The sequence below is a fragment of the Oribacterium sinus genome, from assembly GCF_014202695.1.
Lineage (GTDB): Bacteria > Bacillota > Clostridia > Lachnospirales > Lachnospiraceae > Oribacterium > Oribacterium sinus.
Map to the genome: position 1 here is coordinate 137,885 of NZ_JACHHH010000004.1, position 11,273 is coordinate 149,157.

The window sequence follows — 11,273 nt, forward strand, 5'->3', positions numbered from 1 at the left end:
AAAATGCAAGCAATCTTATTATGTGGAGGAATGGGCACCAGACTTCGTTCCGTGGTGGCAGACCGTCCCAAGCCCATGGCGGATATTTGCGGAAAGCCCTTTTTGCAGTACCTTCTGGAAATGCTCCGGGACAAGGGTATTACGGAAGTGATTTTTGCCCTGGGCTATATGGGGGAGATGATTGAAGAGTATTTTCAGGACGGCTCCGCCTTCGGCCTAAAGATTGCCTATTCCTATGAGGAAGAGCCACTAGGCACCGGGGGCGCCATCCGAAACGCTCTGCCGAAGATTTTGGAGGAAGATGTACTGGTGCTGAATGCGGATACCTATTTCCCCATGGATTATCAGGGACTCTATCATTTTCATCAGGAAAATGACGGAGATTTCAGCCTGGCCACCAGAGCGGTACCGGATATTTCCCGCTACGGTGCTGTGCGAAGAGATTCAGCAGGCCGAATTTTGGCATGGAATGAGAAGCTGGGAGATGGTGGGCAGCAGCCTGGTGAAGGCTCGAAACAGCCGATAGAGGGAAACGCTCAGCAAGCAGCGTCGGCTTCCCCAAAGTCCTTATCCGGGGAAATCAATGGAGGCATCTATGTAATGAAGAAGAGCCTGATTGCGGAAATTCCTGAGGGAAAGCAGAGCCTGGAACAGGACTGCATCCCCAAATGGCTTTCTGAAGGAAAACGGATCTTCGGCCTTCCCTTCCATGGCTATTTCATGGATATCGGCATTCCCGAAGATTACCGACAGTTTATTTTGGATGTGGAGCAGGGGAAGCATGGCAGATAAAGTATTGCAAAAAATCGTTTTCCTGGATCGGGACGGCACCATTAATGAGGAAGTGTCTTACCTACATAAGGTAGAGGATTTTCGTTTTCTCCCCCATGTTTTAGAGGGGCTATCTATCCTGTCAAAAGCCGGCTTTCAGCTGGTGGTGGTGACGAATCAGGCTGGAATCGGGCGTGGCTATTACGGAGAAAAGGATGCGGAAGCCCTGCATTTTTTTTTAAGAGAAGAGCTTAAAAAGAGAGACATTTTCCTGAAAGGCATCTATTACTGTCCCCACCACCCGAAGGGGATAGGGGAGTATCAAAGGGAATGTGATTGCCGAAAGCCAAATCCCGGAATGCTCTATCAGGCGGAGTGGGATTTATTGCAGGAAAATGAAGAAGAGTTTCTCATTCAAAGCCCTTACCGCTTAAGTCGGAAAGAACGGGAAGCGTTGGAGCAGGGGAACAAGCAAGCAGAGCGAAAAGCTTGGCTTTCCCATTCCTATATGATTGGCGATAAAATTCTGGACTGTGAAGCCGGAGAAAGCTTCGGCGTACAGCCCATTCTTCTGGCTACCGGATACGGGAAAGAAGAGAAAAGAAAGATAGAAGAGGCGGGAAAGCCCTGTCCTCCCTATTTTGAAAATTTAGAAGAAGCCGCAAGATGGATTGTGGAGAGGGAGTTGTATTCTTTGCACAGTGTGCTTTGATGCAGTATGGGGCTGTATTCGGGACACGCTCCCGCTAACCTCGCCCTGCAGCGGTACTAAGCGAAAAACTGCAGTACCTTTGTTTTTCGCAAGTACCGGCGGGCTCAGATTGTCCCTGTTACAGCCTCATACTACATCAGTCGCTTTGACATGCAAAGTTCTACAGTCTTTCGCTGAGCAGGCTTTCTAAATCTACTGACGGGCTCAGATTACCTCTCTTTCAGCCCTATATTGCATACAACATAGTTTTTATATTTACAGCTTCTTTTAGAACAAGGGAGTATCACAAGCCTGCGATACTCCCTTGTACTTTGTTAAACCGACATTCAAACCGACATTCAAACCGACATTTTAATGTCGCTTACTTTTCTTGATTGATCCATAACTTCTGTAGAAAGCTGGTGGATTTTTTGAAAGGACAGGTTATTTACTATTTAGCTTCATAATTACCCACTGACCTAATTTTGTTGAACCCTCATATCGAATAAGTCCTGCTTTCCTCATTTTATTTAAATGATAACGTACACCATCAACAGTAAGGTTTAATTTTTCTGCCATTTCGTTCGCGCTAATGTGAGGATTTTCAGCAATTATTTTAATAATTTCTTCCTGTTTTATGGTAGTTTTAGTAGTAGTTTTCGTGGTAGTTTTTTCATAACTACTACTATTAAACTCATTCAAAAATTCTTTATTTATTCCTATAACTTCATTTGTATAGTTATCTTCTTCATTATCCGGGTAAAACTTAAGCTCAGGAGAACCATTTTCAAACAGTGCATCCTTTGCACGCCGTATACCTGAACCGTAAGACTCTATTAAGTTAAGGGAGAAGAACATATCTTTAAGTTCTTTGTTGAGATACTGCCTTCTATCAAAACTTCTGTCCTTGTTAAGAGCTTCAATGGTTACAGGAGGGAGTGGTCTATTATGATTTACAAAAGAACTTCTGTCCTTGTAAATATATATTCCTACATATTCAGGCGTATCGTATTCCTTATGTAAAATGGCATTCGTAGCAAGTTCCTCAAATGCTGTAAGAGGATAGTTATAGACAATCTTATGCTCGATTTGATCTGCTTCTCGTATGGTATATGAAGCCATAATATTATCTTCAAAATATTTACTGACTTGTTTTGCCTGTATCCAAACCGGACCGTCAAAATTCATTTTCAATCCCTTCAACTTTAGACTCTTTTATTCCCTCTATCGGTCTTTTAGGAATTGCTTTTTCTCCCGTTTCTTTATTATCGACTTCTTCAATACCAACAAACAATAAGCCTATCTCATTGTTCATATAGTTATTGGCAAAGGCACAAGCAGTTTTTAGAGGATTTTTTTCCACTTCGAAATTGGTAGGTACAGTATATTTATTAATCTTGATTGCTCCAAAACTCCGGCAGAAAGCTTAATATTTTTACATATAGACGTTCCATTTTATAAAATTATGAAATTCAAATTTTTATAAAATAGACAATAATAAGAAGAAAAAGTCTTTTATGGCTTACTCCACCGTAGCATTGACATATACACGCTAAAAAGGTATATTTTGATTTATGATTACAACATGTAAGGACAAAGAAACTATCCGGTGATAGAGCAGGGCAATATAGTATTCGAATCAACAAACAATTTCGGCTGTGCTTTAGCTTTCATCTTGCAGAAGCCAGAAACGTTGAGATTGTGGATTACCACTAAAAAGGAGAAGTTATGGAATTAAATTATATTGAGCCACCAAGCATTGGTGAAATCCTTCGAGAAGAATTTATGGAGCCGATGGAACTAAGCGCATATGGCATTGCACAAGCAATTCATGTTCCTGTTTCCAGAATCCAAGACATTCTGCATAATAGACGAAAAATCACGATTGATACCTCTCTCCGACTCGCGAAGTTATTCGGTGTTTCGGATGAGTATTTCATCAATATGCAGAACGACATCGATATTCGAATGCAAAAAAGAAAGCTTGATCTCGAACTACAGCAAATTAAAACAATACAATATGCATAATGGTACTATAAAAGAGAATTGTAGCAAGAATGTAGCAGGCTCAGATTACCCCTCTTTCAGCTCTATATTGCATACAACATAGTTTTTATATTTACAGTTTCTTTTGTTAGAAGGGAGTATCGCAAGTCTGCGGTACTCCCTTGTTCTTTCCATCCTTTACCTTTATAATGGAAAAAACATTTTATAAAAATGTGCATTTACACAAAAATATAAAATAGGAGAAACCTATGGAAGTGCAAAGACCAAGATATTTAAAGCGTTTAATCAATAAAAAGGATAATGGAAGGGTAAAAATCATCACCGGTATTCGACGATGCGGAAAGTCTTACCTATTATTCACTCTGTATAAAAAATATTTGCTTAGTCTTGGTATCAAAGAGGAACAAATCATTACTATAGCTTTGGATGAGCTTCACAACATGCAGTATAGAAATCCCCTTACGCTGGATGCTTACCTTCGGGAGCGCATGCAGCCGGAACAAAACTACTACATCTTTATTGACGAGATTCAATTTGTGGAAGAAGTAGAGAATCCTTATATCAAAAACAGTGAAAATAAAATTGGCTTTGTAGACCTTGTTTTAGGCCTGATGAAACTTCCCAATGCGGATATTTACATTACCGGCAGCAATTCAAAGATGCTGTCCTCTGATGTTCTGACTCAGTTTCGGGACAGAGGGGATGAAATTCGAGTATATCCCTTTTCCTTTGCAGAGTTTTCCTCCTGCTATGAGGGAGATCCCAGACTGGCTTTCGAAGAATATTGTCTATATGGCGGGATGCCTACCGTCCTTAGCAGGAAAACGCCGGAAGAAAAAAGCGAATATCTGAAAAATCTCTTTCAGAATACCTATATTAAAGATGTGATGGAGAGGAACCGTATTGGCAAAGAAGCCTTTATCCTGGAAGATTTACTGGATATTGTTTCCTCTTCCATTGGCTCCCTTACCAATCCAAGAAAGCTGGAAAATACCTTTCAATCGGAAAAAAATATCAAAATCTCTCAGCTAACTATCAGCACTTATTTGGATTATTTTATTGATGCCTTTTTGATGGAAAAAGCCAGAAGATTTGATGTGAAAGGGAAAAAATACATTTCTTCACCCTACAAATATTATTTTTCCGACATCGGTCTCAGAAATGCCAGACTGAATTTTAGACAAAACGAAATGACGCACATTATGGAAAATGTCATTTACAACGAACTCCGTATGCGTGGCTTAAATGTGGACGTGGGCGTAGTGGAGCAAAACTATAAAAATGAAGAGGGCAAAAGAGCACGGAAAAATCTGGAAATTGATTTTATAGTGAAAAGAGGAAGTAATAAATATTATATTCAGTCAGCCTTACATGTAGACAGTCCGGAGAAAAGAGCACAGGAAACAGCCTCCTTAAAGCAGTCCGGAGATTTCTTTAGAAAAATAGTCGTTGTAAAAGACTATATCCTCCCAAAGCATGATGAAGACGGTATTCTTTACCTTGGCGTAGAGCAGTTTTTGCTGGATGAAGGAGCTATAGATTTATAGAAAGCCTATGAAGTGAAGGACTGTATAAACAATGAGTGGAAGCGACAGATGCAGTATGGGGCTGTAATAGGGACAATCTGAGCCCGCCGGTACTTGCGAAAAACAAAGGTACTGCAGTTTTTCGCTTAGTACCGCTGCAGGGCGAGGTTAGCGGGAGCGTGTCCCGAATACAGCCCCATACTGCATCAGAGCGCACTGTTACAAAAAATACAGTCCCTCACTGCGAAGGCGAAGTTAGCGGGAGCGTGCCCGATTTCATGTCCATACTGCATCGGAGCTTATTTCTTTAATAGTTACAGTCCCCCTTATGCGGCAAAGAAATACCTCTCCAGCATCAAACACAAAGCATGATAAATCGGCAGATGCAACTCCTGAATCTGATACGTCTCATTGGACGGCGCAATCAAAGAAAGGTCCGCAATCGCTCTGCCCTTTCCCCCGTCCTTTCCTGTCAGTAAAATGCTGGGGATGCCCATAGCCTTGGCAAGCTTTAGCGCATAAGAAACATTTTTGGCATTTCCGGAGGTGCTGATACAAAAGAGCAGATCCTCCGGCCTACCGTAGCCAAGGAGACACTGGGCATAAAACAGCGTTTCGTCCTGGTCATTGCTGAAGGCAGTGTGCAGTGCAGTTTGACTGCTGAAGGAAATGGCAGGTAGTCCCTGCTCCAAATGCTTTTCGAAGTAAGAGGCCTCCTCTTCTCCGAAGAGCTTTTTTACGTTGGACAGAAGTTCAGGCGCCAAAGGGCGCTTACTGCAAAAGGCCTTCATCAGCTCGCCTACGATATGATCCGTATCTGCGGAGCTGCCCCCGTTACCGCATAACAGAAGCTTGCCTCCCTTATCGTAGCTATCCCGCATCATGGTAAAAGCCTGCCAGATATTCTCTTCGATTCCGGAAAGTACCGGGTAACGCTGTATCAGGAGAGTCAATTCCTCCCTCGCCTGTTCTTCTTTTTTGTTCTTTATTTCTATAGCCATTGCCCATTCCTCCTTTGAACTTCGGTATTTCTTTTACGGAAAATGTATTTTTCTTCTTTTAACTTCTATCAATCCTCATTGTAGCGTATTTTTCATTTCCAGTCTTTTCTTCTTTCTGATTTTTTGCCTATTTTTTGGAAAAATAAGAAAAAGGAGCAAAAGTGAAAAAGAAGTTCTTGCAATCTTGTATACAAAGTAATAGAATCACTTGTAAGGATAACCTTACAAAAAGAATAAAGCTTCTCAAATAATACAAGTAAAATACTAAACTTGATAAATAATACTGATTATGCATTCGAGGAGTAGTAATGGAGAAGCAACAGTTAGAAAGTAGCAATTAAAAAGTAGTAATCAAAAAGTAGCAATCAAAAAGTAGTAATCAAAAAACAGCAATTAAAAAGTAGCAATCAAGAAATAACAATCAAGAAACAGCAATACGAAAACGAAAAATCAAAGGAAAGGAAAAACAACAATGAACAAGAAAGTCTCCTACGGAAAGCTCATATTCCAACGACTCCTGGGCTTGGTTCTGGTGACTGCCCTCTCCGCAGGTTGTGGAGCAGCCATGGAAAGCCAATCCGGAAGTCTATCCAAAAACCAATCCACCAATAAAGCGGAAGATCATTCTACAGACGCAAACTCCCCGGAAGCAAAGTCTCCTGATGCAAACTCGACAGACGAAAAATCCAAAGACGCAAGCTCCACCGGCGCAAAGGATAAGCTCAAGCTCTGCGTCACCACCAGCTTCTTAGAGGATATGGCGGAGGTGCTGGGAGGAGACAGCGTGGAAATCAGCTGCATTATCCCAAGAGGAGAGGATCCCCACACCTACGAGGCGAAGCCCGAGGACTTAAAGAAGATGCAGAGTGCCCAGCTGCTTTTCTACCACGGCTTACACTTTGAGGGGAAAATGCAGGATGCTCTGAAGGCACAGGGGGGCGTCATGGTTTCCAAGGACTTTCCGGAGGATAAGGTCATTCAGGCCTTCCAAGGAGAAGATGTGCCGGATCCCCATTTTTGGTTTGACCAAGACCTGTATGCACAGGCAGTCTCCACCATGGCGGCAACTTTGGAAGAAAAGCTTCCGGAGGAAAAATCTATTATCGAAGAAAGAAAAGAAGCCTATCAAAAAGAACTGGAAGAGCTGAAAGCATACACCAAGAAAAGACTGGCGGAGATTCCTGAGAAGAGTAGAGTCTTGCTTACCCCCCACGATGCCTTCCAGTATTTTTCCAGAGCCTACGGTATAGAAGTGAAAGCGCCCCAAGGGGTAAGCACGGACGGCGAAGTGTCCGCCTATGATATGGCGGAAACCGCGCAATTTATCGTAGACCATAAGATTAAAGCCATTTTCACGGAATCCACTACCGACCCCCAGCGCATGAAGAAGCTCCAGGAATCCTGCAAGGAAAAGGGCTTTTCCGTAGAGGTGGTGGAAGGAGACAAGGAAGGAGAGGGCGGACTCTTTAGCGACTCCTTGGGACTCCGAGGAGAGGCGGGAGACACGTACCTCACTATGGTACGCTACAACGTAGACCTGATTGTAGACCACCTGAAATAGAAGGAGAAGAGGATGGATGCAGAGAACTTTTCCTTGGCGCAATTCTCCCACGCACAAGCCGGTAGTGAAGCCATGCTTACGAACACGTCTGTGATGCCCTCCGCCATTTCCTGTCAGGGACTTTCCGTCTCCTACGGGGAAAAGGAAGTGCTGTCCCGACTATCCGTAGAGATTCCGGAAGGAAGTATGACCGCCATTATCGGGCCCAACGGCGCCGGAAAAAGCACTTGGATGAAGGCGGTGCTGGGGCTTCTTCCGAAAAATGCCGGAACCGTCCGCATTTTCGGAGAAGAAGGGAAAAAAGCAAAAAATTACCTTTCCTATATTCCGCAAAGCACCAAGGTAAATTGGGACTTTCCCATCACTGTGGAAGAGGTGGTAGAGATGGCGTCCTACAAAAAACGAGGCTGGTTTCTTCCTATTAGAAATGAGGATCGGGAGAAAAGAGACAAGGCACTGGAGGAAATGGGCTTAACAGAACTACGAAAACGGCAGATTAGCCAACTTTCCGGAGGGCAGAAGCAGAAGGTTTTCCTGGCGAGAGCTCTGGCGGAAGAAGCCAAACTCTTCCTATTAGATGAGCCCTTCGCCGCCATTGACCAAAAAAGCGAACGAAGCATCACGGAAAAGCTGAAGGAATTCAAGAAAATGGGAAAGACCATCCTCTGCATCCACCACGATCTGAGCCGTTTGCAGGAGAACTTTGATTATATCCTGTGGATTAAGGCGGGAAGTTACGGCTTCGGAAGAGCTGAAGAGGTATTGAGCCCTGAAAACGTAGAAGCTATTTTTTCATACTAAACCGTGTCTGCATAAGAAAATTGCTATTTCTCCATAAGAGGCTTGCACTATAAATGAGATTTCCCGATACAGCAAGCTTCCCCATAGAAAGCGAAAGCCTATGTTCTTTTTATCCTATGATTTCTTTGTGATTGCCCTCCCCCTGGGGGTGCTGGCTCTCAGTGCTGCCCTCATCGGAGGAATTCTTCTCTATAAAAAGCAAAGCCTGCTGGGAGATGCCCTGGGACACGGCACCTATCCCGGTGTCATACTGGCCTATATGCTCTTTGCCACCAAGTCCCCTAAGATTCTGGCACTGGGCGCTGCGTTTACAGCCTTTTGTACTCTCCGCATTATCCAAAGCCTCACGAAGGGAGGGCAGGGGATGCGGGGAGAAAGCGCCCTGGCGCTAAGCCTAAGCGGAATGTTCGGACTGGGAATGGTTTTAAAAACTGTAATCACGGGAAATCCCCACTTTGCCAAAGCCTCCCAATCCGGCCTGAAAAGCTTTCTCTTCGGCTCCGCAGCCTTCCTGCAGAAGGAAGACTTTGTTCTGATTCTCTTCTGGAGCTTGTTTAGCCTAAGTCTTTTCTTCTTATTTAGAAGGGCATTTTGCCTATATTGCTTTGATCCGGAATATGGAGAATTTCTGGGGGTGGAGGAGAGGAAAATGCATATCCTGCTCCGGTTTCTTCTGATTCCCCTCCTTGCCTTGGGCATCAAGATGCTGGGGGTGCTTCTGATGGCATCCTTTTTGGTTCTGCCAATGCTTTTTGCCAGAGAGCTGTCCGGAAGGCGAAACGTCATTTTCCTGCTGGCGGGACTGCTATCCCTATTCTATTCCCTATTGGGAACAGGCCTAAGCCTAAGCCAAAAAGGCTTTTCCACCGGAGCCGGCATCATCGTACTGATGGGGGGAAGCCTTATGCTACTGCTTATCCTGAAAGAGCTCCGTGCCGGCATCCAAAGCTTAGGTCACAAAACATTGTCATGAAACTACTGAAAAGTTTCTTTCTGAAACCACTGAAAAGTTTCTTTCTGAAACCACTGAAAAGTTTCTTTCTGAAACCACTGAAAAGTTTCTTCCTAAAACCACTGAAAAGTTTCTTCCCATAAGAAAGGAGTGCCATGCCGGAAATCTGTCTGGTCTTTCTTCTCTGCGCTATAGCCACAGGCATGCTCAGTCCATATGTCTATTATAGAAATTGCAGTATGTCCATAGATGCCCTGTCCCACACCTCTCTATTGGGGATCGTCCTAAGCTTTAGCCTCATCAAAGACCTGTCCTCCCCCCTACTGATTTTGGGCACAGGGGTTTTCGCCCTCTTCACCTTCTATTGCATAGAATTGCTACAGGAAAAGCTTCGTTGGAAAAGAGAGGAGAGCCTGGGCTTTCTCTTCCCCCTCTTCTTTGCCCTGGGCATACTCCTATTAAGCCTATACTACCGGAACGTCCATTTGGACACGGATATGGTGCTGATGGGAAATCCCTTCCTGATACCCTTCCAAAGAACGCTGGGGATGCCTGTCGCTTTTTGGAAAATGTTGTTCTGTCTAGTCTTAAACACCGCCTTTCTGCTGATTAGCTACCGTCCCATGAAGAAGCTGCTTTTTGAAGGAGAGGAGGCGGGGCAAATGTCAAAAAGTCAAAGACGTCTTCATTATGCCCTGCTCTTTTGCATCGTCATCACAAGCATATCCTCCTTTGATACGGTGGGAGGAATCCTGACCATTTCCCTCTTTGTAGCTCCCATTGCCGTGGCAAGACTATACAGCAGGAATCTGCGGGAATGTATTCTCTATAGCATAGCCTTTGCTCTGCTACACGCTATAGTGGCGTTAATGCTATCCTTTCGCTTCAACATCTCTCTATCCGGATGCTGCGCCTTTGTCGGTATGCTGGACGGGTTGATACAAAATGAATGGAAGAAGGCACATCGAAAAGGAGCTACCATTCCTATAAAAGCCGGGTGATTTTATAGAGAAGAAGGCAGCCATAGTCTATTTTCACAAAGCAAAAAACTTGCAATTTAAGAATATTGCTTAAATAAATGGCGTGAAAATATTAAAATGGGGAATAATGACGGAAACGCTTGCGTTTTATTTAGAAAGGGTTTATATTCCCTGTAATGGAGAAGAAAAAAATTGAATAATTGCGACTATGCAACACAGAAAAAGAAAGGAAGAGGTCTGTAGTAAGAGTCTATACAGGAGGCCAGATGACACAGAACCGGGAGGACTACATCAAAGCGATTTTTAAGATTGCTGAACGCGAAGGAGAGGCCAGTAATCAGAGAATTGCGGATAGTCTGGGAGTTTCCAGGGCATCAGCATCAGAGATGGTGAAGAAACTGATTCAAGAAGGTTTTGTAGTAGCAGAGGGGAGACAGCTATCCTTGAGCGCAGAGGGAGAGCGGATCGCCAAACGCATTTTAAGCAGACACCGTTTGTGGGAAAGCTTTTTGATGACCAAGCTTCAATATGAAGAAGCGGAAGTCCACGAACAGGCGGAGCAGCTGGAGCACATCAGCGATGAGAAGCTGATAGAACGTTTGAACGCATATTTACATTTTCCAAAGACCTGTCCCCACGGGGCAATCATCTATGAAAATGAAGACAAGGCGTAAGAACTCTTTTTTGTGCGTGTAAATATAGGGAGAAAGGACTTCTTCCGAATATTTTGCGCGAAAATACAGCTGAGAAGAAAAAGAAACAAGAAAAAACTAAAAAAATATTAAGAAATTTTGCACAGAAAATCGAAGGAACGAGAAAATATTTAAAGCATTTTGAATAGGCGAAAAATAGGATAAAACGGGAAAAACCCTTTTCATGACATTTAAAGGGCCTTTCGCGCAAAGTCTATTGAAATAAAAACTGCTTTTGCTAGAATACGGGATACAGAGAAGGAACGCCCGCAACATCGAGCCTGAACTGTA

The 11,273-nt window shown here is 43.5% G+C and carries 12 protein-coding genes and 1 pseudogene; 10 read left to right on the forward strand and 3 right to left on the reverse strand.

From position 1 onward, the window contains the following. Window positions 1-3 precede the first annotated feature (3 nt). Both HNQ46_RS05145 and HNQ46_RS05150 read left to right on the forward strand, forming a co-directional pair. A complete protein-coding gene (locus HNQ46_RS05145; protein WP_183683606.1) occupies window positions 4-792 on the forward strand; it encodes a nucleotidyltransferase family protein in 789 nt (262 codons plus the stop codon). Next, window positions 782-1,483 (forward strand): D-glycero-alpha-D-manno-heptose-1,7-bisphosphate 7-phosphatase, encoded by a 702-nt coding sequence (locus HNQ46_RS05150; protein WP_183683608.1) that lies wholly within the window; start codon window positions 782-784, stop codon window positions 1,481-1,483. The genes HNQ46_RS05145 and HNQ46_RS05150 overlap by 11 nt, the downstream gene beginning before the upstream one ends. 423 nt (window positions 1,484-1,906) lie before the next feature. Here HNQ46_RS05150 and HNQ46_RS05155 read toward each other — a convergent pair whose 3' ends face one another. Continuing rightward, on the reverse strand, window positions 1,907-2,650 hold the full coding sequence (locus HNQ46_RS05155) for a winged helix-turn-helix transcriptional regulator (RefSeq protein WP_243155852.1): 744 nt from the start codon (window positions 2,648-2,650) through the stop codon (window positions 1,907-1,909). Continuing rightward, entirely contained in the window at window positions 2,640-2,825 is a 186-nt protein-coding gene (locus HNQ46_RS12040) for a hypothetical protein (RefSeq protein ID WP_243155853.1), read from the reverse strand. Before HNQ46_RS12040 ends, HNQ46_RS05155 begins: the two co-directional genes overlap by 11 nt. A 242-nt stretch (window positions 2,826-3,067) precedes the next feature. Here HNQ46_RS12040 and HNQ46_RS12285 point away from each other — a divergent pair. The 3 genes and pseudogenes from HNQ46_RS12285 to HNQ46_RS05170 form a co-directional block, all read left to right on the forward strand. After that, a pseudogene (locus tag HNQ46_RS12285) lies at window positions 3,068-3,178 on the forward strand (type II toxin-antitoxin system RelE/ParE family toxin); the annotation flags it as partial. Window positions 3,179-3,190: 12 nt separating this feature from the next. Continuing rightward, window positions 3,191-3,490 (forward strand): HigA family addiction module antitoxin, encoded by a 300-nt coding sequence (locus tag HNQ46_RS05165; protein ID WP_040649615.1) that lies wholly within the window; start codon window positions 3,191-3,193, stop codon window positions 3,488-3,490. A gap of 227 nt (window positions 3,491-3,717) precedes the next feature. Beyond that, entirely contained in the window at window positions 3,718-5,016 is a 1,299-nt protein-coding gene (locus HNQ46_RS05170) for an ATP-binding protein (protein WP_183683610.1), read from the forward strand. 305 nt (window positions 5,017-5,321) lie between these two features. On the opposite strand, the gene HNQ46_RS05175 is transcribed toward HNQ46_RS05170, so the two are convergent. Continuing rightward, window positions 5,322-5,996, reverse strand: coding sequence for a D-sedoheptulose-7-phosphate isomerase (locus HNQ46_RS05175; protein WP_183683612.1), 675 nt, complete (start codon window positions 5,994-5,996; stop codon window positions 5,322-5,324). 472 nt (window positions 5,997-6,468) lie between these two features. Here HNQ46_RS05175 and HNQ46_RS05180 point away from each other — a divergent pair, with 472 nt between their 5' ends. The 5 genes from HNQ46_RS05180 (at window position 6,469) to HNQ46_RS05200 (ending at window position 10,964) form a co-directional block, all read left to right on the forward strand. Next, window positions 6,469-7,557 carry a metal ABC transporter solute-binding protein, Zn/Mn family gene (locus tag HNQ46_RS05180; protein ID WP_183683614.1) on the forward strand — a complete coding sequence of 363 codons (1,089 nt, stop codon included), beginning with the start codon at window positions 6,469-6,471 and terminating at the stop codon, window positions 7,555-7,557. A gap of 12 nt (window positions 7,558-7,569) precedes the next feature. Then, entirely contained in the window at window positions 7,570-8,358 is a 789-nt protein-coding gene (locus HNQ46_RS05185; RefSeq protein WP_183683616.1) for a metal ABC transporter ATP-binding protein, read from the forward strand. Between the two features lie 100 nt (window positions 8,359-8,458). Then, window positions 8,459-9,331: a metal ABC transporter permease gene (locus tag HNQ46_RS05190; RefSeq protein WP_183683618.1), complete on the forward strand. Its 873-nt coding sequence runs from the start codon at window positions 8,459-8,461 to the stop codon at window positions 9,329-9,331. 134 nt (window positions 9,332-9,465) lie between these two features. Then, window positions 9,466-10,311 (forward strand): metal ABC transporter permease, encoded by an 846-nt coding sequence (locus HNQ46_RS05195; protein ID WP_183683620.1) that lies wholly within the window; start codon window positions 9,466-9,468, stop codon window positions 10,309-10,311. 245 nt (window positions 10,312-10,556) lie between these two features. Next, the gene (locus tag HNQ46_RS05200; RefSeq protein ID WP_183683622.1) at window positions 10,557-10,964 is read left to right on the forward strand and encodes a metal-dependent transcriptional regulator; all 408 of its coding nucleotides are present in this window, start codon (window positions 10,557-10,559) and stop codon (window positions 10,962-10,964) included. Window positions 10,965-11,273 lie beyond the last annotated feature (309 nt).

Excerpts from the sequence above, each read along its gene's own strand:
- HNQ46_RS05175 (WP_183683612.1), bottom strand. The coding sequence starts at position 5,996 with ATGGCTATAGAAATAAAGAACAAAAAAGAAGAACAGGCGAGGGAGGAA.
- HNQ46_RS05145 (WP_183683606.1), top strand. The coding sequence starts at position 4 with ATGCAAGCAATCTTATTATGTGGAGGAATGGGCACCAGACTTCGTTCC.
- HNQ46_RS05195 (WP_183683620.1), top strand. The coding sequence starts at position 9,466 with ATGCCGGAAATCTGTCTGGTCTTTCTTCTCTGCGCTATAGCCACAGGC.
- HNQ46_RS05190 (WP_183683618.1), top strand. The coding sequence starts at position 8,459 with ATGTTCTTTTTATCCTATGATTTCTTTGTGATTGCCCTCCCCCTGGGG.
- HNQ46_RS05180 (WP_183683614.1), top strand. The coding sequence starts at position 6,469 with ATGAACAAGAAAGTCTCCTACGGAAAGCTCATATTCCAACGACTCCTG.
- HNQ46_RS05165 (WP_040649615.1), top strand. The coding sequence starts at position 3,191 with ATGGAATTAAATTATATTGAGCCACCAAGCATTGGTGAAATCCTTCGA.
- HNQ46_RS05170 (WP_183683610.1), top strand. The coding sequence starts at position 3,718 with ATGGAAGTGCAAAGACCAAGATATTTAAAGCGTTTAATCAATAAAAAG.
- HNQ46_RS05185 (WP_183683616.1), top strand. The coding sequence starts at position 7,570 with ATGGATGCAGAGAACTTTTCCTTGGCGCAATTCTCCCACGCACAAGCC.
- HNQ46_RS05150 (WP_183683608.1), top strand. The coding sequence starts at position 782 with ATGGCAGATAAAGTATTGCAAAAAATCGTTTTCCTGGATCGGGACGGC.
- HNQ46_RS05200 (WP_183683622.1), top strand. The coding sequence starts at position 10,557 with ATGACACAGAACCGGGAGGACTACATCAAAGCGATTTTTAAGATTGCT.
- HNQ46_RS05155 (WP_243155852.1), bottom strand. The coding sequence starts at position 2,650 with ATGAATTTTGACGGTCCGGTTTGGATACAGGCAAAACAAGTCAGTAAA.